The following is an 18368-nucleotide window of genomic DNA, read 5'->3' as shown; positions in this document are numbered from 1 at the left end:
TACGGCCGCGGACCGATGCCTCGGCCCGCGGCCGGTCCTCGGATCAGCCCGCGGCCGGGGCCGGTGCGGTGGCCCGGCGGCGGATCAGGGCCGCCGCGCCGCCGAGCACGGCCGCGCCGGCGCCGAGCAGCAGGACCAGGTCGGCGCCGTGGGCCGAGAAGCCGCCGGTCTGGCCGGCCGGCAGCAGGCTGGAGGCCACGGTGATGCTGGCGGCGACGCCGAGGGCGGAACCGACGTAGCGGGCGGTGTTGTTGGCGCCGGACCCCATCGCGACCCGGTCTGAAGGGACGCTGGCGATGGCGAGCCGGGCGAGTGCCGCGTTGAGCAGGCCGCTGCCCGCACCGGAGATGAGCAGGCCGGGGATGGTGCGGACCCAGGAGTGCGCATCGGCGTAGCCGAGCATGGCCAGGTAGCCGGCGGCGGTCAGGGCGAATCCGAGGCCGAGTTGCCGGGTGGGCGCGAAGCGCGTGCCGTGGTGGCGCAGCTGGTTGCTGACCACGAACGAGGCCCCCGCCCAGAGGAAGGCCAGCCCGGCGACGCCCAGCGCGCTGACGCCGACCAACCGCTGCACCAGGGTGGGCAGGACCGTGCTCGGGCCGAGCGCGGCGAGCCCGGTGAAGAACGCGCCGATGGTGGCGACCCGGAAGTCCGGCCGGCGGAACAGGGCGAGGTCGAGCATCGGCGCCCGGCCGCGGGCCTCGATCGCCACGAAGGCGGCGAGCAGCAGCCCCGCGAGCGCCAGGGGGATCAGCACCGCGGGCCGCAGCCAGCCGGTGCGTCCGGCGGTGACGGCGAAGAGCAGCAGCGACAGGCCCGCGCCGAGGGTCAGTACCCCGGAAACGTCGATGCGGGCCGTCCGGTCGGCGCGGGACTCGGCGAGCAGCCGGCCGGCGAGCGCCGCCAGCACCGCGGCCACCGCCGCGAGCATCAGGTGGGACCAGCGCCAACTGCCGAGGGCGGTCAGGGCGGCCGAGGTCACCGGTCCGAGGGCGATGCCGGCGCCGAGCATCGACGCCCAGCGGGCCGTGGCGTGGGAGCGTCCATGGTTGGTGCGGAAGGCGTGCCCGAGCAGGCCGAGCCCGGCGGCGAGGATCCCGGCGCTGGCCACCCCCTGCAGCACCCGGGCGGCGACGAAGGTGCCGGCGTTGGGGGCGACTGCGGCACCGAGGGTACTGGCGGCGAGCAGCACGAGCCCTGCCCGGAATACCCGCCGACGTCCGAAATCGTCGCCGAGGCTGCCCGCCACCAGCAGGGTGGCCGCGAGCCCGAGGGTGATCGCGTTAATCAGCCAGGTCTGGGTGGTGAGGCCGGCCCCGAGGCTCCGCGCGGTCTGCGGCAGTACCGGTAGCGGTGCGGTGTAGTTCATGAGGACGAGCAGGGTCGCGGCACAGACCGCGAACAGGGCCCGGGAGCCGGAGCGGGTGGCGTCCGGGACCGGGGCGGGCGGTGCGGTGACGCCGGCGGGTGTCGACATGCGGAGGCCTCTCAGTTCGGTGAACGAACCGAGGCTAGCAGAGATGGTTCGTTGAATGAACTGACCGGGTGTAGGATCACTGCATGGCGCTGGGGAAGAACTACGAGGGGCAGAACTGCTCCCTGGCCAGGGCGCTGGAACTGGTCGGCGAGCGGTGGACGCTGCTCGTCGTCCGCGACGCCTTCTACGGCGTACGCCGCTACGGCGACTTCCTCGCCCACCTGGACATCCCCCGGGCCGTGCTCGCCGACCGGCTCGCCACCCTCGTCGAGGCGGGCATCCTGCAGCGCCACCGCTATCAGAACTCCCCACCCCGGGACGAATACCTGCTCACCGACCGGGGCATCGAACTCTGGTCCGTGATCTACCCGCTGATGCGCTGGGGCGAGCGGCATTTCGCCACCGGTGAGCCGCTGCGGACCTTCCGGCACGCCGCGTGCGGCACCGAAATCGACCCGGCCAGCCGCTGCCCCGCCTGCGGCCACGTTGACGTGCCACCCGGCGACGTCGAGTCCCACACCGGGCCGGGCATCCCGGCCCAGCCGCGCCAGGACCCGGTCAGCGTCGCGCTGCGCCAGCACCCGCACCGGCTCCTCCAACCGCTGTTCTGAGCCGGCCCGGCCGCCGGCGGCCGAGACGCGGTCGCCGGGGGCGCGATCGGTCGATGCTGGTGCCGTAGGTGCGGCGACCCGCTCGCTACCTCGGCCGCCGTCGGCCAGTCGAACCGCTCACGGTCATCGGCTGTCAGTGAGGTGAAACGTCAACCGAGCGAAAGGCCGCCGCCCGCGCCACGTCAAAGTCAGTTCGCGCGAGCGGCGGCCGTATCGTTCTGTCAGTGGCCAGTTGGCGGGATCGCCGAAGGTTTGTCCGCATGCTTGGCCTTCTTAGCCGCCCGCTTTTCCTTCAAAGTCATGGCTGGCTTCTTCAAATTGCTCTTCTGGGGAGATTTGTCGGACATGTCGACCCTTCCCGAACAACGTCAGGATGGCGGTCCGCGGCGGCGACTTCGGTGCTCTGCCAACCACGAGCCGCCGGACGAACCATGGACAACAGGCGATGCCGCCGGTTGGCCACCCTGAGTCAAGAAACATGGTCAGACGACCACGTCCCCCTAGTCTAGTACTCCAGCAGCACGTCGTGACCGTGGTCCGTATTGGGCTGGGGGTTGTCCAGGGGCTTTCCACTGACAGCGCTGAGGATCTGGAGAGCGGCGCCTCGTCCGCGACCTTCGACCAGCCGAGGGCTACCGGTCCCACGGGTAAGGGCTGCGCCCCGTCACCTTTCAGCGACGGCCCTGGACGCCGTCGGCCACTACGACGACCCCGTCTGTCGCGGCCACCCGGTCGCGGGATATCTCCTGGTATTCCGGGGAGTTGGCCCACCGGTCGAAGCTCTCGCGGCTGTCGAAGGCCATCAGAATGACCTTGTCGTAGGGCCACGTGCCCTCGACAACGTGCGGGGCCTCGTCTGCGGCAAGGAGACGTCCCTGGTACTTGAGGAGGACCGGCATGAAGGCGGCGACGTACCGGTCGTAACGCGTCCGGTCGTGAATGGAGATCTGCGCAAGCGCGTACACGGTCACCCGCTCATGTTACTCAACGGTAGCCTCGCCGGTTGTCCCTACGAGCGGGAGGATCCCGACGGCAGGTGACGCGGCACCTGGCACCGTCCTTATCCAGCTCACCGGCGTAGGCGGCGGGAGCAGGGGCCGTCGTGGTCTGCGCGGAGCAGGCAGCGCCGGCCGCCGGGCAGCAGCAGGTTGCAGAAGACCCGATGGCGTACGTTCTGGTCGTCCTCGGCGGAGACGGTGGTCTCGCCTGGGTCGGTCTGTGGCAGGACGAGCAGCCAGCGGCCAACCACCCGGGCCAGGCGCTGCGCGGCGGGCAGATCGGTCGCGACGACCGGCAGGTGGATGACGTACCGCCGGGTCACCGCTCGTTTCCCCGGGCGTCGCCGGCGCGGGCCTGGTCGGACTGCCAGCGGCGCAGCGCGTCCTTGATGACGGCGGTCTCCCGGCGGCTCGCGGCCAGGGCCGCGTAGACCGCGGCCATGTCGCCGGCGACCCGGTCGAGGAAGGCGTAGACGTCGTCGGGCGCCAAGCCGCGGCGCCCGAGCCCGGCCAGCTTGAAGCGGCGCTCGCGCACCTGCCACGGCAGCAGACTGGTGTACGCGCCGGAGCGGTAGGTCGCCGCGCTCCCCCACGTCGGTCGCTGGTTGCGGACGCTCATTCGCCGGCCTGCCTCTCGTCGTGATTGGAAGGGGTGGGCCACCCGCCCTCCCCGCACGGGCGGACCCACCCCGCCCTGCCACCGCAGCTTCGATCAGCGGTACGGCACCAGGGCTGCTCATGGATCGTTCTGTCGGTCCTGGTAGCTACCGTCGGCGCCGCACCGAGCCGCGTCCTTGTAGTCAGCATGTGACAGTGCGAAGTGGAAGAGCAACGTTCCACGGCAGAATTCTTGCCAGAGGCATTGACTTCTTTTACTGAAACCTGTACGAGTTACTGAGCGGCGTCACGCAGTGTTGCAGGACGGAATCAGGGAGTGCTCGGATGGCAGAGGACATCGGATCGACCGTGCCGCGGCGGCAGCTCGGCCGGCTGCTGCGCCAGTTCCGCACCGAGGCCGGCGTGACGCTCGACGCCGCCGCCGAGGCGCTCGAATACAGCCGGCAGAAGATCTGGCGCATCGAGTGCGGCCTGGGCGCGGTCCGGGTGCTCGACGTCAAGGCGATGTGCGAGCTGTACAACGTGTCGGCCGAGATGACCGAGGCGATGCGCGGGCTGGCCGCGGAGACGAAGTCGAAGGGCTGGTGGCACGCGTACGGGGACGCGGTGCCGAACTGGTTCGAGCTGTACGTCGGCCTGGAATCCGCCGCCGCCCATCTCCGCCAGTACGAGGAGACCTTGATCCCCGGCCTGCTCCAAACCCGCGAGTACGCCCTCGGGCTCGCTCGGCTCGACCGGCCATCCGCAAGCGAGGAGGAGCGGGAACGGGCGGTTGAGGTGCGGTTGCAGAGGCAGAGCCTGCTCAGTCGACGCCTACCGAAACCACCCCGGCTGGACGCGGTGCTGTCGGAGGCGGTGATCCGTCGCACGGTTGGCAACCGTGGGGTCATGGTCGGTCAGCTCAGCCGCCTGATCGAAGCCGCCGAACTGCCGAATGTGTCGGTGCGCGTGCTGCCCTTTGCCGCAGGTCCTCACTCGGGCGCAGTCGCCGGGTCCTTTGTGATCCTGGACTTTCCTGTCACGAAGGGTGGGCGAGCCGAGCCGGAGCCGTCCGTCGCCTACAGCGAGTCCCTCACCGGCGCGCTGTACCTCGACAAGCCGGACGAGCTGGCGGCCTACCGGTCGGCTTGGAAGAGCCTGGAGACGCTAGCCCTCGATGAGGGACAATCGACGGACATGATCAAGAGGATCATCGGGGAGATGCGGCATGACTGACCTGGCGGGCGCCGTCTGGCGCAAGAGCACCCGCAGCGGCGGTAACGGCGGCAACTGCGTCGAGGTCGCCACCAACCTCCCCGGCATCGTCGCCGTACGCGACTCCAAGGACTCGTCCGGACCAGCGCTGATCTTCACACCGAGGAGCTGGGATGACTTCGTGATTGCGGTCGAGACCCGGATGTTCCGCCACTAACTCCGAGCGCGAGCGCGGAGCGGGGCGGCGGCACCTCGGTATGTCGGTGCTGCGAGCAACGCGACGGCGAGCTGGTCGTCGTCGGCGGTGAACTCCGCGAAGACGCTGTCGGACATGGGCGTTACTCCAGGTGGCGAGGCCAGGAAGGGCCAGCTTGTGCGGTCACCCGACCGGTGGATCCTCCCCCGGCCGAATGCCGAGCTTGCAAGTCGTACCCCTCGGCCGCCGAATCCGACCCGGCCCCGACTGCCACGGTCCGGAGGACGGTATGCCGACGACAAGCCCTTCGACATCACCAAGGTGGGTGCGGTCGAGAGCGGGAGTTGGCCGCGGATGGTCACCACCCTGGCGTTCGACCGGCCCATTCAACCTACTTGCCAGCTGACGTGGCCGGCACCGCTCCCGCTGTTTTGGTGTCGGAAGCGGGATCCAAAGGTGCAGCTGGCCGCATAGCGGTACTGGCGCTCCTGAGCGACGCGGATCTCTCCTCTCACGTCCGACGAAGGCTCAACGATTTCGACGTCGATCTGAAAGGTCCGAAGTGCGGCGGCTGCCCACGAGCGGGCGGTTGTGAAGTGTCGCGCAGCCTCCTCGTCGGAGAGGCAGAGCACCAGACGTGGTGTAGTCGTCAAGGTCGAGGCGACAAAGAGCAGCCGCATGGCATCAGCCAGGACCTTGTGCTTCTGAGCGGGTTTCGGCGGTCCCTGGTGGGCCCAGGCCTCAACGAGCACCGTCAGATCCTCGTCAACACCGTCGACCTCCACTCGGGCGCCGTTCGCCAACGCGAATCTGCTCGGCTTCAACTGACAACCTAGCCGTTCGCTGAGCAGCCCGAGCATGACTCCTTCGGCGCGCCGCTGTGCCGCGCTATCACCCGCCGCCGGCTCTGGCAGAGCCTCCTGCTGTATGACCAAGGTGGCTGGACGAGTGCCGTCCAGATGCTCGTTGACGATCTTCCCGCTAGGACCGATGTAGCGGCGGATCCGTCCACCCTCTTCAAGCCTGCGGCAGACCTGGTTGATCGTCTGCCGGGGCTGCACCTCGAGCCGCCGCGCGAGCTCATCGTCATCGAGCGGGAGCCGCGTCCGCAGCAACTCCTGCATGACCCGCACCGCAATGGTGAGGTTTACCATCTCGATTGCTCCTCTGCGCGCTGTTGCCGCGGCGGCGACGCACCTGCTGACCGCGTCCCTCACTGTGTAAAGGCTTCTTCGGGCGTGGCCACCGTCCATCTCTGGTCGGCAGGACGCAGAGAGGTCCCACGTGAGAACACGGCGATTCCAGTCAGCAGACCCTTCCACAACTCCGCTCGCCATGCCGCGCCCGATCGGGTCACCAACAGCAGTCGCCGGCCGTTCCACCAGCCGTGGGTTTCCGGCCCGCCCTTCGTCATGACGTGGACGTCCGGAAAGTCACGGAGCGCATCCAGCGCCGCGATGAGCGATTGGCGTGCACTCCGACCGGCCTCGACGTGTACGACGCCGTTCCCGTCCACCTGAGCACCGACGAATCTGTCAACCGCGTCGTGTAGTGCGGTGCGACCGAGTATCCACCGCAGCTCGGCTCGGAAGTCGGTCTGTTCGAACAGCAGCCCGAGGGAGTGCCCGCCGAGCCCGTCGCGATACCGCTGGATGATCTCCGGCGGTGCCGTCGCGAGCCAGTCGGTCCATTCCTGGTACGCGACCCGCAGCTCGTCGAACTGTGTGGCCTGCCGGCTGTCCGGCTCGTCCTGCAGGTCGATGCCACGGCGTAGCGCCACGAGACCGATTGTGGCCAACGCCGCGTGCTCTCCGTCGAGGCTCTCCTCCTGCTCGATGTCCCACAGCTGCACCAAGACCCCGTGGAGGAGGTCTGCCCAGTCCCGCGCGTTCGGCCACAGTCCACCAGCGACGAGGAGGAGCACCAGCCGGGTGACCGCAAGTTTCGCTGGCAGCGGCCACACCTGGGACGTGTCGATCAGCGCCGTGACGTCGCGCCGGAGTCGGGCACGTTGCCCGGGGATGAGTGTGTCCAGCACGCTGGCGAGGGTCTCGGGCCGGGCCGCAGTTGTGCTCGCCGGTCGCGCGCGCTGGGCCGGGGACTGCCCGGAGGATCCCCGGCCAACCTCCTCAAAGATGTCGTCATCGTCCGCCGACGTAGGTATGCGGCCGTCGTTCAGACCGAGGACGAAACGAAGCAGTGCCGGGCCGACGGCAGACTTGACCCGGTTCTCCACCTGACGTCGCCGACCCACCGATGTTTGCGGAATCCGGTCGGGGCGCACCGAGGCCAGGTGGCGCAGCGCCTCGAACAGCGCTGCCGTGTGCGCGGTATCCGCCAGGACCTGCGGCAGGGACGTGTGTTCAAGGGGTGACGGCCGGTCGATGCGCGACAGCGCGGCAACCACGTCAGTGACGAGTACGTCGCGGAGTTCCACGCCGACATCGGTGAGGACGCGGGTGAGCGCCTGCCCATCGGGAATCGCCGTCCAGTCGGAGTCCGGTACGGCCGCATACACATGGAGCTTGCCCGTTGCACGCTCCTGGTGGAGGCGGAGGCCGTTGACGAGCAGCCAGTTCGGCGGCGTGCCGGCAGAGGCGGCAAGCACCGTGGCCTCCACCCGGTCGGCAGCGATCCGGACGCCTAGCACCCGCAGGTTGTCCGTGGCGGCGGCCGGCGGTGAGGGTTCCCGAATCTGCAGCCGCGCCAACTCAGACACGGCGACCGGTTCAGCGGCTACCGCCGTCACCAGAGGAGCGGTGAGGGGCGAGACGACGCCCAGCTCGCAGTTACCGCCCGCCGTCATAGTCTTGGTGAGGGCTGCGTGACTGCAGTTGGCGCTGCCCGTCAGCGCCCACCCCTGGTCGGACGACCACCACTCGACGACCTTGCCGTGGTGGTAACGAGAGCTCTCCGGGGTGCTCACGGTGGCGTCGGGTGCGCGTTTGACCACACGGGCAAGACTGTTCGGGTCGCACTGTACGTCCCGCGTGAGCAACAGGCGCGCCTGTTGGGGTTGAAAGCGATCGACGAGACGTTGCAGCGCCCCAGCATCGGGATCGAAGAACGGCGCGGCCACAGCCAGCTGTGTCACGGGTCCGACCGGACGGGGTAGCTGCTCGATGATCGGGCGAAGCGCCGTCGTCACCATCTTTGGCTGGTCCACAACGGGATCGGGTGGACGTGTGATGAGTAGCTCGGCAACCCGCTCGAGGCGGTCGCGGCCGAGGTCCTCCATCCACACGTTGTCGGGCAGCCGCCGAAGCCAGTCCGCCAATTGATGAAAGAGCGCGGGGACGCTGGACCCGTCACCGCGCATCGCGGCCCAGACCTCGGCGTTGTGGTGCCAACCTGAGGCCGTCGCATTCCCGGAACCGATGGCCACCACGGTGTCCGTCTCCGAAGCGATCACCACCAACTTCGGGTGGAACGCTCCCCCGCCCTTGCAGACGACCGGCAGGGCAAGGTAATCGGCGGGTCCGGCGCAATGTGGGCCTTCGGTGAGGTTGTCGGCGTCAAACAGCACCGTCGTGCGGGCCCCCGCGGCCTGCGCCTCGCGTAGGCAGACGTCCTCGAAGAAGGACAGGTCGCAGGTGTAGGTCAGGATCAGGACTTCCTCGGCGTCGGGGATCAGCCGAGCATGGAGCAGTGCCGGCGGGGCAGCGCCGAGGAGGTCTTTCCAGTCCGTCACCGGATCACCTCCACGTGGCGACCGGCCGTCCACGTGTCGCCAGCGACGGCGAGGACGCCCAGTTGGTGCATGACGCTGGTGAAGGTAGGCAACCGTAGGGACACAGAGCCGCTCCCCTCCTCCCCTTCCAGCCGCCACCGGTCCCCGATCCGACGGAGACGGGTAGGCAGGCGGAGCCCGTGACGGGTCCACTGCAGCTTCTGACGGCTCACCGACTCGGCGCGCTGAAACAGGTGGGCAGCCAGGTCGGCGGCCGCGTCGGCCAGCGGACGATCGTTGTTCCGGTCCAACCACCTCGCCATGTATTCGGGGCCCAGGTCGTCCGGTAGCGTGCCAATGAAAGCCTCCCGACTCACCGGATCGAGGTGCGCGAGCCGCCCGGCGCCGACGGCGAGCAGGCGCAGCAGGTCGACCAAAGTCCAACCATTGGCATTGCGCGGATGGTGATAGAGATCGTGCTCAGCCGGCAGCGGTCTGCCGTTGCCTGCATCGACCAGCGGGGGAAGATCGCCGACAAGGGACTGCCGGACGGTGGCATCGGGTAGCTGGGCGACGAACTGTTCGATCGCCTCCTCTCGCGTACCAGGCCGCCACGCGAAGGGCGATACAAGTTCCGCCCAGATCAGCCGCCACGCCCACACCGACCAGTTGCGTAGCAGGGCGCCCCGCCAGGTGAGGGCGTGGTGCTGCAGCTCATCACTGCCGAGCAGGTCAGGTAGGCCGGGTGTGAAGCAGCACCAGCGGTCCATCGCCATGTCGAGGGACCCGCTCACCTCGCCGCCGTCCAGCGCACCTACAAGCAGCGAGGCGCTGTGGCGATGTATCCTCGCGCTCCCCTGGTCGCCATCGCGGTCGACGAAATACGCCCGCCGCACGCACTCACCGTCGGGCGCGTCATCGATGCCGCAGAGGCACAGATGGCGCAGCTGGTTCAGGTCCCGCCGGGACAGCGGCTGCTCGCGCCCGGCAAGGCCCACCACCTCGTCCAAGGCCGACAGCAGGAGGTCATCCGCTGCCGGGCCTGGTGTTGGAACCCTGCCACCGTCGGTGAGCCCGACCAGCCACTCGATTCCCGCGTACGTCTGCAGATAGCCACCCGGTACCTGGCTGTAGGCGTCGGCCAGGCGGCCGACGTCGGCAGCGTTCGTCTCGCGTACCTCCCTACCGATCGTGTTGACTCCGTGCGCCCCGAAGTCACCGGACCTTGCCCGGTGCTCGCCGGGCTGATCCGCACTATGGGCGACGGATACAGCGCCGAGCACCACCTCGGCGCGGCGTACGAGATCACGGAAGCGGTCCAGGTCGTGCTTCTCGGTCCAGCCTCGCTTCCGCGCCTCGATCGCGAGTCGGGCGTGCAGCGCCAGGTAGCGTGCGTGCGGTGTGGTGGTGATGACGCCGGGCACCAGCGCGGCGGCGTGGGAGCCGATCACCGCTTCCACGGCGAGAGGCTGACGGCCCGTGTCCTCCGGGGTGTCCGGCTTAGCCGTCCAGGCCGGGCCAAGAACACCGGTCATTCGCCCTCACCCACGTCCAGCCAATCCATTCCCCCCGAGCAGCCCACCGCGCCACAGAAGCAGACGTTGCCCGCCTTGCCCGCGGAATGACGGAAAACCGACAGTCAGCCAGCGGCAGTCAACGGCGGAGGCGACGGGAGCACTCGCCGTCGTGGCCGTCACGGAGCGCGCAGCGCCGGCCACCGGGCAGCCGCACGTCGCAGAAGACGCGGTGCCGGAGGAACTGGCTGTCCTCCTCGGAGACGGTCATCTCCCCCGGATCCGACATCGGCAGCACGGAGATCCAGCGGCCGACGACCCGGGCCAGGCGCTGCGCGGCCGGCAGATCGGCGGCGACCACCGGCAGGTGGATCACGTACCGTGCGCTCACCGGCGGCCACCCTCGGCCTGCTCGGACTGCCACCGGCGCAACGCGACCTTGATCCGCAGGGTCTCCTGGCGCTGCTTCGTGATCTCGGCGTAGAGCGCCATCATGTCGGCAGCCACCCGGTCGAGGAAGGCGTACACCTCGTCGGGGTTGAGGCCGCGGCGTCCGAGCCGGGCGGGCGGGAAGCGGCGCTCGCGCACCTGCCACGGCAGCAGACTGGCGTACGCGTGGGAGCGGTAGGTCGCACCACCGCTCGGCGGGAATGGCCTCTGGTTGCGGACGCTCATCTCTACCTGCCTTCCTCGCTGCGGAGTTTGAGGATGGGAACAGGTGCACAGCCTACACGACCAGGAAGCACGTGAAGAGAGCATCCGCGCAGTGAGCAGATGTTCAGTTCGCGTGCTCTTAGCGTGGTGGCGTGGGAGAGCTTCGGCTGGTGGCAAGCCAGGAGATTCAGGAGATGCTGGGCGTCTCACGAACACGCGCCTACCAGATCACCAACTCGAAGTCCTTCCCGGATCCGGTAGCCGTGTTGTCCGTGGGGCGGATCTGGCGAGCGGACGATGTGGAAAGGTGGATCAAGGCTCATCGGCGCGATCTCCAGGACACGGAAGAGTAGCTGGCGGCGTCTTCGAAAGCGTCGATCCGGGCCACGGTGACGTGAGTTCGCCCTAGCTCGACAGCCTCTCCGCAGTTGACGCAGGCGCGCTCCGTCTTGCCGCGCGGCACGACGGTGCGTCAGCGGAGCGCGCCGGCCTGTGTCGGAATCCCCTTGCGTACGGACGCAGTCTGTTATCGATCCGTAAGCGGCAGGAGCCCGCGCCTGATCTGAGCTATCCGCCGGTCCAGAGTGCCGACGTGCACGGAGTCCGGCCCGTACTCGGCAAGGAGGCTGGGACGGAGGGACTCGAGATGCTGAAGCCCGTCGTCCGTCCGGCCGACCGCCGGCAGCATCATGCCAAGGCGGTAGGTCGCATCCCGGTGCAGGGGGTCGTACGGTTCCGTGCGGGCGAGGAACTCGGTGAGCTGCACGATAGCCTCTTCGATGTCGCCGATCTCGGCATGACTCACACCGCCGTAGTAGTAGAGCACGGCGATATCGTCGCCGTCGTCGAGCTGCGGGAGGATCTCGTCGAGAACGGCCGCTACCCGGCTGAATTCGTCGGCGAACCACAGCGTCGATGCCAGCACCACCTGCATCTCCAGCTTCAACGCCGGTTCAGCGCTGGACCGTGCGACCGCTTCGTCCAGCAGGTCGATTGCCTGTTGGAACTGCGACTCCTGGACGAGCTCGCCGACCCGATGCTGGATCTCGATCGCCTCGTCGACGCTCAGCGGCGGGAATGTGGCCCGGGTCGGCTTGGCGGCGAGGGCTGCGCCGCGTTGCCGCGGCGCGGGGGCGAGCGGGCGGAGGAACGGCCGGCGAGGGTCGCGGTCGCCGCCAGCTCCAGCCGATCCTGGCCGGGCGGCGAGCGGGAGCAGCTTCTCGTAGACGGCCTCCGCCGTGGGGCGGTCGGCGGGCCGCTTCGCCAGCATTCCGGCGATGAGTTCGTCGAGTTCGGCGGGCACGTCGGGGCGTAGCACGTGCGCGGACGGTGCCGCGGTGTTGATGTGGTGATCCTGGTAGGAGCGAGTGTTCGTCTCGACGAACGGGACCCGCCCGGTCAGCGTCTCGTAAAGCACGCAACCCAACGCGTACACGTCACTGGCCGGCCCGACCGGGTTGCCGAGGACCTGTTCGGGCGGCATGTACGGCGGGCTGCCAACGGTCATGCCGACCTGGGTGAGCTTGGGCAGGGCGCTGGCGCCGCGCAGGATGGCCACGCCGAAGTCGAGGACCTTCACCAGTCCCCCGTCGCTGACCATCAGGTTCGAGGGCTTGATGTCGCGGTGAACGACATCGACCCGGTGGACGTCGACGAGGGTGGCGGCCACCTGGGCCGTGATGGCTGCCGCCCAGGTGACCGGCCAGGGGTCGGCGGGATAGCTCCGTGCGGCGATGAGGTCCGCGAGGGTCTGCCCGTACACGAGCTGCATGACCAGATAGATCCGCCCGGTGGACTCCTCGACGCCGAAGTCGTACACGGCGGGGATGCCCGGCAGTTCCAGCCGGGCGGTCGTGCGGATCTCCCGCAGGAACCGCTCCCGGTCGGCGAACGCCGCCTCAGCGAGGGCGGCGCTCTCCGCACTGCCGAACCCCGCCGAGCCTCCGGAGGTGTTCCGCATGAGCTTGATCGCGACCCGGCGGTCCAGGTGCCGGTCGTAACCGCTCCAGACGGCGCCCATGCCGCCGCTGCCGATCGGCGCGTCCACGCGGTACCGGTCCGCGAAGACCCACTCCTCAGCCGGTACCGCCTCGCTCACCGTCGCCTCTTCCTGCCCCGATGATCAGTCGCCGGCAGTAACTGTCTCATGATTCTGGGCTGCGCCGGAGACCTGGTTGCGCAGCTTGCGCAGCGCCTCGGCCCGCGACGGGCTCAGAATCAGGCTGTACGCCCGGCGCCGCGCCTCCTGCTTGACGGCGGCCTGGAACTCGGGGTTGTCGAAGTACCGGCCGACGAACGCGGTGTTGCGGTCGTGGTTGCGGGCGACGATGTTGTCGAGTTCCGGGTCGGCGACCTGACCGAAGCGTTCGATGTCGTTGTTCAGCGCGACCTGCTGCATCTTCTCGTCCTCGGCCAGCGAGATGATCTGCTGCGCGAGCAGGATCTGATCGGACGAGCTGAGGTCGTAGCCGAAGCGCTCGTTGAGCTCCTCGATCACCTCGCTGAGCGGCTTCTCCTCCACCTGGCGGGCGGCACCGCCGTCGGGCGAAAAGCCGGGGATGAGGTGCGCCCCGGACGGCTGCAGCGACAGGTTCTCCTCGCCGAGCTTGCCGATGCGCAGGTGGCTGAGCGTGGTCTCGCCGATGTCCACGCCCGCGCCAGGAGGCCGAGGCAGCCGCCGCAGCAGGAACCGGCTGTAGAGGTAGAGGCGCTCCAGGTCGGGGTCGGCGTACCCGACGACCTGGGCCAGGAAGCCGTAGGCCCGGACGTAGTCGCTCACCGACGAGCGGAACTCCTCGGCGTGGTCCCGGTCGTGGTCGGCCAGGTCGGTGAACCGGTCGACCGCCGGCTGCAGGAACCGGTAGAGCTGGGCGTGTGCCTTGTCGACCTGCCCGGCCGTTGTGGCGGTTTGCTCGGCGGCCAGCAGCGCCTCGGCGAAGGCGTCCATCTCGGATTCGACCAGCAGCTGGTGGTCCATCACCTCGCGCTGCTTGTCGTAGAGCAGGTTCGGGTCGGTCGGCTCGGTGATGGTGGTTTCGAAGTACGGCTTGAACGCCTTCTGAATGTCCTCGGCCTTGTTGGCGAAGTCGAGGACGAAGACGTCGTCCTGGGTCTTGGCGGGGTGGATGCGGTTGAGCCGGGACAGGGTCTGCACGGCCGCCACGCCGGCGAGCGGCTTGTCGACGTACATCGCGGAGAGCAGCGGCTGGTCAAAGCCGGTCTGGTACTTCTCGGCGACGACCAGGATGCGATATTCGGTCTGGTTGCGGGCCGCGGCCTGCGGATCGTCGACCTTCGTGTACGCGAACGCCGTCGGCAACGCCGCCTCGGAGAAGCCGTTGAGCTTCGGCTCGGTGTAGTCGATGTCGTCGAGGGTGAGGGTGCCGGAGAACGCCACGAGCGGCGCGCAGTCGGTGATGCCGCGCTTGTCGAGGTACTTGCGCATCGCCTGGTAGAGCCGCAGCGCGTGCTCCCGGGAGCGGGTCACCACCATCGCCTTGGCCCGCCCGCCGATGCGGTCGCTCACCTCGGTGCGGAAATGCTCGATGATGATCTGCGCCCGCTGGTCCTGCGACTCGGGATGCAGCTCGGCCGCGCGTACCAGCTTGGCTTTGGCCTTCTTGGGGTCGACCTCGGGGTCGGCGGACTCGGCGGCCTCGACCGCCGCTGTGGCCAGCCGCCAGCGGGCCTCGTAGGTGATGTAGTTGCGCAGCACGTCGAGGATGAAGCCCTCATCGACGGCCTGGCGCATCGAGTAGACGTGGAACGGCTCCATCCGGCCGGTCTCCGGGTTGCGGGTGCCGAACAGTTCCAGCGTCCGCTGCTTCGGGGTGGCGGTGAAGGCGAAGTAGGACAGGTTGCCGTGCCGGCCCCGCGCCAGGGCGGAGGCGGTCAGCAGGTCGCCGTCTGCGTCGATGTCGTCGGAGCCGAGCCGGCCGAGCGCCTTCTTCAGCGCGTTCGCCGACTCCCCCGACTGCGACGAGTGCGCCTCGTCGATGATCACCGCGTACCGCCGCTCGCCCAGCTTGGCGACCTTGTCGAGCACGAAGGGAAACTTCTGCAGCGTCGTGATGATCACCCGGGCGGTCGAGCCGCTGAGCGCGTCGGCGAGCTGCTGGGAGTCCTCGTCGATCTTCTTGACCACGCCGGCCACGTGGTCGAACTGGTAGATCGTGTCCTGCAACTGCCGGTCCAGCACCACCCGGTCGGTGATGACGATGGCCTTCTCGAAGACCGGCTGGTTGTTCGCGTCGTGCAGGTTGGACAGCCGGTGCGCCAGCCAGGCGATGGTGTTCGACTTGCCGGAGCCGGCCGAGTGCTCGATCAGGTAGTTGTGGCCGGCGCCGTGCTGGGTGGCGTGGTCGACCATCCGCCGCACCGCGTGCCACTGGTGGTAGCGCGGGAAGATCAACAGGCTGGCGTGCGGGTCGGGCTTGCCCTTCTTCGGCACCTCGACGTGCGCGAACCGTTGCAGCAGTTCAAGGAAGTTGTCCCGCTGCCACACCTGCCGCCAGAGGTACGAGGTCTGGTAGCCGTCCGCCGGCGCGGGCGGGTTGCCTGCGCCGCCGGACACGCCAGGCCCGTTCGAGCCCACGTTGAACGGCAGGAACCGGGTCTTCTCGCCGGCCAGCCGGGTGGTCAGGAACACCAGGTGCGGGTCGACCGCGAAGTGCACGAGGGTACGCCGAGCGAAGATCAGCTCCTTGGGGTCGCGGCTCTTGCGGTACTGGCGCTTCGCGTCCTCCACGTCCTGCCCGGTCAGCGGGTTCTTCAGCTCCGCCGTGGCGATCGGGATGCCGTTGACGAACAGGCCCAGGTCCAGCTCGTCGGCCGTCCTCGCCGAGTACCGCAGCTGCCGGACCACCGTGAGCCGGTTGCCGTGGTACTCGTCCAGCGCGCCAACCGCCAGTGTGTGACCGGGCCGGAAGTAGCAGAGCTCGATGGCGACGCCCCGGTCCTTCACGCCGTTTCGGAGCACGTCCAACGCACCCCGCTTGTCGATCTCGGCGGCGACCCGCTTCGCGAACTCCCGCTGGGCGGTGGTCAGGTCGCCGTACGCGGTGATCAGCCTGTCGAACTCCTTCTTCTGAGTCGCCCCGATGAAGGTGTCCAGCTCGCCGGTGTCGAGACCGAGGTCGGGGCGGTAGCCGTTGGACAGCCCCCGGTGCCAGCCGCCCGCGAGGAGCTCAGCTTCGATCGTCTCCTCGAACGCCCGCTCCTTGTAAACGTTGGCCATCACGGCTGCCCCCCATTCTCCAGCGCATCGTCGACGGCATCCAGCAGCGCGTCGACATCTATGTCGACAGCGGGGTCCTCGTCGTCCTCAGTCGACGACTCGGCGCTCACCTCACGGGCCAACCACAACAGACTGCCTTCCTCACCGAGGTGCCAACGGCTAGGGCCTTGAACCGCTACCGGCGCACCGTCCCATTCGGCCAACGCGTACATCTTCATCACCAGACCGGACGGTGAGTACCCCTTGCCGTCGACCGACCACACAAGCGGCTTCATTCTGTTGTTGACCCATGTCGCCACGCCACGCAGCGAGTCCTCGGCCAGCCAGGGTGCTAACGCCGCTCGTTCCGGCCTGGTCCGCGGACGGAAGGTGAGCCGCGAACCATCCTTGATCCGGCCGGCGTCCACGAGCAGTGCCACCGTATTACGGCGGCGCGGACGCCGCTGCCGGGGAATGGGTTGATACTCCGGCGCCAGTCCAGGGGCGTCTTGGCCCGCGTCAATCGCAACGCGTACACCAGCGACGAGCGACCTCACCCGATCAACGGAGGCAAAGGTCCCGGTGATGAACGAACTCTTCCCGTACCGCTGGTCGACCTCGGAGATCAGCCATTGGACGATCCGGAACGTCAGACCATGGACTTCACGCAACACGGCGTCCCAGTCCACGTCGGAATCATCGACGCCGTCTCGCCCGAGCTGCGTGAACGCTATGTGAGCGACGACGAGCATCGACTGGGTCGCGATGGCTTCTGCCCGGCCCTCCAGTTCGCCAGAGATCTTGTGGAGTGAGTCGCGGACCTCTCGAACGAAGAGCACCGAGCGCCAGATCTGCAGAGCCGAGGGCTGTCCCTTGAATAGCCTTCGGTAGGCACCGGATGGGCCGTCCTCCCACAGCAGGTCCTCGTTCTGGCGCACTCGGGCAACCAGATCCGGCGTGGTGAGCGTGCAGGCGAGCGCGATAGCGGCCTCACGCACGGTGCATCCGCTTTCAGGCGACGGTTCCAATTCACTGCGCCGAATCGCGTAGGTCAGTCCCAACGTCAGGCGGAAGTCCTCGCGGATCGCGACCTGTTCAGGCTTCAGCGCGACGAAGTCGCGCAGTTCAACACGGTTCTGGGTGTTGGTGGCTCTTGTGATCTCGTCGCTTACCTCTGGCTGGTCGCTCTCAATGATCCGGATGCCCACTGCCGCTCGGCCTGCCGCCGCGCTGTCCGCGCGCATGGCCGAGGCGATCGCCGCGACCGTCTGGGCACCGTTGATGATGCTCGCGCCACGGACATCCACAGTGGCAGGCCCATACGGCTCGATACGGCTGAGCGGCGTGACCTTGATAGTGTCGCACAGCATGGTGAGGCCGTTGTTGCGGTACCAGAAGGTGTGGGGCTCCTCGACGAGGGTCCGTTGGATCTCGGCGTTCACCTGCGTGACCCCGAGGGACTCCCGGATGTTCCGCTGGAAGAGACGATCACCGTGCTGGGCATACCATTCCGCGACCTGGGCGGCGTCAACAATCCCGTTGGCGGCGCGCATCGGCGTGCTGATGTCGAACCAGCGGTCCAACCTGATCGAGATGCCGATGGGTTCGGGCTCCCCGCCACGCCTGATCATCTCCCAGATCTCCGGCACGTAGAGCACCTCGTAATCGAGGTAATCACCTAGGGCATTGAACTTGTGCCGCACCTCGTCCAGCCGGGTGATGACGTTGTCATGCAACGGATCACGCCGCATCAGGGCGAGAACAAGGGTCACCCGAAGTTGCTTGTCCTGCCAGATCGCCTCCAACTGCCCCCGATGGGTCAGCAGTTTGGCGTTGAAGCGGTCGAAGTTCCGTTGGTCGATCCGATGCAGGCCGTCCGCCATCGTCATGACGTCGACCTCACCGAAGCGAGCCGCTCCCTTGCTGCTCCACTTGGACTGGATCAGCCAAACGCGAGGTGAACCATCGCTGATCGCCAACGCGTCAATGCCGAAGTCCTGACCACCGTCGGTGACCATGGCGGCGGCACGCTCCGTGTCACAGCCCAGCCTGTCTCGCACGACCGCGCCAGCGAGCGCGCGCGAGGCCAGGTTGGGGACTCGTTGGGCGGGATCGGGGTGGGTGAACGAAGTTGTGTCCAGGAATGGCTCGAAGTCGCGAAGCAGGGACGCTTGGATGATGTCGAGCTGTCGGTTTTCCTGAAGAGGTGCTGACATAGAAATCC

The 18368-nt window shown here is 68.3% G+C and carries 16 protein-coding genes; 4 read left to right on the top strand and 12 right to left on the bottom strand.

What is annotated here, in order from left to right:
• Positions 1 to 43: 43 nt before the first annotated feature.
• Positions 44 to 1474 (bottom strand): MFS transporter, encoded by a 1431-nt coding sequence (locus I8N68_RS14030; protein ID WP_200210400.1) that lies wholly within the window; start codon positions 1472 to 1474, stop codon positions 44 to 46.
• Positions 1475 to 1557: 83 nt separating this feature from the next.
• On the opposite strand from I8N68_RS14030, the gene I8N68_RS14025 reads away from it, so the two are divergent.
• The gene (locus tag I8N68_RS14025; RefSeq protein ID WP_200210399.1) at positions 1558 to 2085 is read left to right on the top strand and encodes a winged helix-turn-helix transcriptional regulator; all 528 of its coding nucleotides are present in this window, start codon (positions 1558 to 1560) and stop codon (positions 2083 to 2085) included.
• A 671-nt stretch (positions 2086 to 2756) separates the two neighbouring features.
• On the opposite strand, the gene I8N68_RS14020 is transcribed toward I8N68_RS14025, so the two are convergent.
• From I8N68_RS14020 to I8N68_RS14010, 3 genes are all read right to left on the bottom strand, one after another.
• A complete protein-coding gene (locus I8N68_RS14020) occupies positions 2757 to 3056 on the bottom strand; it encodes a DUF1330 domain-containing protein (RefSeq protein WP_200210398.1) in 300 nt (99 codons plus the stop codon).
• A 98-nt stretch (positions 3057 to 3154) separates the two neighbouring features.
• Positions 3155 to 3406, bottom strand: a complete 252-nt coding sequence (locus tag I8N68_RS14015) for a hypothetical protein (RefSeq protein ID WP_200210397.1) — start codon at positions 3404 to 3406, stop codon at positions 3155 to 3157.
• A complete protein-coding gene (locus I8N68_RS14010) occupies positions 3403 to 3702 on the bottom strand; it encodes a DivIVA domain-containing protein (RefSeq protein WP_200210396.1) in 300 nt (99 codons plus the stop codon). Before I8N68_RS14010 ends, I8N68_RS14015 begins: the two co-directional genes overlap by 4 nt.
• Before the next feature lie 323 nt (positions 3703 to 4025).
• Here I8N68_RS14010 and I8N68_RS14005 point away from each other — a divergent pair, with 323 nt between their 5' ends.
• Together I8N68_RS14005 and I8N68_RS14000 are read left to right on the top strand one after the other, a co-directional pair.
• Positions 4026 to 4916, top strand: coding sequence for a helix-turn-helix domain-containing protein (locus I8N68_RS14005; protein ID WP_200210395.1), 891 nt, complete (start codon positions 4026 to 4028; stop codon positions 4914 to 4916).
• Positions 4909 to 5112, top strand: a complete 204-nt coding sequence (locus I8N68_RS14000; RefSeq protein ID WP_200210394.1) for a DUF397 domain-containing protein — start codon at positions 4909 to 4911, stop codon at positions 5110 to 5112. Before I8N68_RS14005 ends, I8N68_RS14000 begins: the two co-directional genes overlap by 8 nt.
• A gap of 365 nt (positions 5113 to 5477) precedes the next feature.
• Here I8N68_RS14000 and I8N68_RS13995 read toward each other — a convergent pair whose 3' ends face one another.
• The 5 genes from I8N68_RS13995 to I8N68_RS13975 form a co-directional block, all read right to left on the bottom strand.
• A complete protein-coding gene (locus tag I8N68_RS13995; RefSeq protein WP_200210393.1) occupies positions 5478 to 6245 on the bottom strand; it encodes a hypothetical protein in 768 nt (255 codons plus the stop codon).
• A 59-nt stretch (positions 6246 to 6304) separates the two neighbouring features.
• Positions 6305 to 8782: a phospholipase D-like domain-containing protein gene (locus I8N68_RS13990; protein ID WP_200210392.1), complete on the bottom strand. Its 2478-nt coding sequence runs from the start codon at positions 8780 to 8782 to the stop codon at positions 6305 to 6307.
• Positions 8779 to 10221 carry a hypothetical protein gene (locus I8N68_RS13985; RefSeq protein ID WP_200210391.1) on the bottom strand — a complete coding sequence of 481 codons (1443 nt, stop codon included), beginning with the start codon at positions 10219 to 10221 and terminating at the stop codon, positions 8779 to 8781. The genes I8N68_RS13990 and I8N68_RS13985 overlap by 4 nt, the downstream gene beginning before the upstream one ends.
• 193 nt (positions 10222 to 10414) lie before the next feature.
• Positions 10415 to 10666 (bottom strand): hypothetical protein, encoded by a 252-nt coding sequence (locus I8N68_RS13980; RefSeq protein ID WP_200210390.1) that lies wholly within the window; start codon positions 10664 to 10666, stop codon positions 10415 to 10417.
• Positions 10663 to 10950 carry a DivIVA domain-containing protein gene (locus tag I8N68_RS13975; protein ID WP_200210389.1) on the bottom strand — a complete coding sequence of 96 codons (288 nt, stop codon included), beginning with the start codon at positions 10948 to 10950 and terminating at the stop codon, positions 10663 to 10665. Before I8N68_RS13975 ends, I8N68_RS13980 begins: the two co-directional genes overlap by 4 nt.
• A gap of 131 nt (positions 10951 to 11081) precedes the next feature.
• Between I8N68_RS13975 and I8N68_RS13970 the strand changes: the two genes are divergently transcribed.
• The gene (locus I8N68_RS13970; RefSeq protein WP_200210388.1) at positions 11082 to 11282 is read left to right on the top strand and encodes a helix-turn-helix transcriptional regulator; all 201 of its coding nucleotides are present in this window, start codon (positions 11082 to 11084) and stop codon (positions 11280 to 11282) included.
• 173 nt (positions 11283 to 11455) lie between these two features.
• Here the strand turns inward: I8N68_RS13970 and I8N68_RS13965 are convergent, their stop codons facing one another.
• The 3 genes from I8N68_RS13965 to I8N68_RS13955 are packed head-to-tail and all read right to left on the bottom strand — an operon-like array spanning position 11456 to position 18360.
• Positions 11456 to 13027 carry a protein kinase domain-containing protein gene (locus tag I8N68_RS13965; protein ID WP_200210387.1) on the bottom strand — a complete coding sequence of 524 codons (1572 nt, stop codon included), beginning with the start codon at positions 13025 to 13027 and terminating at the stop codon, positions 11456 to 11458.
• Positions 13028 to 13051: 24 nt separating this feature from the next.
• Positions 13052 to 16165, bottom strand: coding sequence for a type I restriction endonuclease subunit R (locus tag I8N68_RS13960; RefSeq protein ID WP_200210386.1), 3114 nt, complete (start codon positions 16163 to 16165; stop codon positions 13052 to 13054).
• Positions 16165 to 18360, bottom strand: coding sequence for an AIPR family protein (locus I8N68_RS13955; protein ID WP_200210385.1), 2196 nt, complete (start codon positions 18358 to 18360; stop codon positions 16165 to 16167). Before I8N68_RS13955 ends, I8N68_RS13960 begins: the two co-directional genes overlap by 1 nt.
• Positions 18361 to 18368 lie beyond the last annotated feature (8 nt).

The organism is Micromonospora coerulea, from assembly GCF_016598485.1.
GTDB classification, from domain to species: Bacteria; Actinomycetota; Actinomycetes; order Mycobacteriales; family Micromonosporaceae; genus Micromonospora; species Micromonospora coerulea.
The sequence above is the reverse complement of the archived record's forward strand: the minus strand, read 5'-3'. Positions and strand labels throughout refer to the sequence as shown.

What these genes read in the sequence shown, in the direction of transcription:
- I8N68_RS14030 (WP_200210400.1), bottom strand. Translation starts at nt 1,474, where the DNA reads ATGTCGACACCCGCCGGCGTCACCGCACCGCCCGCCCCGGTCCCGGAC.
- I8N68_RS14025 (WP_200210399.1), top strand. Translation starts at nt 1,558, where the DNA reads ATGGCGCTGGGGAAGAACTACGAGGGGCAGAACTGCTCCCTGGCCAGG.
- I8N68_RS14010 (WP_200210396.1), bottom strand. Translation starts at nt 3,702, where the DNA reads ATGAGCGTCCGCAACCAGCGACCGACGTGGGGGAGCGCGGCGACCTAC.
- I8N68_RS14005 (WP_200210395.1), top strand. Translation starts at nt 4,026, where the DNA reads ATGGCAGAGGACATCGGATCGACCGTGCCGCGGCGGCAGCTCGGCCGG.
- I8N68_RS14000 (WP_200210394.1), top strand. Translation starts at nt 4,909, where the DNA reads ATGACTGACCTGGCGGGCGCCGTCTGGCGCAAGAGCACCCGCAGCGGC.
- I8N68_RS13995 (WP_200210393.1), bottom strand. Translation starts at nt 6,245, where the DNA reads ATGGTAAACCTCACCATTGCGGTGCGGGTCATGCAGGAGTTGCTGCGG.
- I8N68_RS13975 (WP_200210389.1), bottom strand. Translation starts at nt 10,950, where the DNA reads ATGAGCGTCCGCAACCAGAGGCCATTCCCGCCGAGCGGTGGTGCGACC.
- I8N68_RS13960 (WP_200210386.1), bottom strand. Translation starts at nt 16,165, where the DNA reads ATGGCCAACGTTTACAAGGAGCGGGCGTTCGAGGAGACGATCGAAGCT.
- I8N68_RS13955 (WP_200210385.1), bottom strand. Translation starts at nt 18,360, where the DNA reads ATGTCAGCACCTCTTCAGGAAAACCGACAGCTCGACATCATCCAAGCG.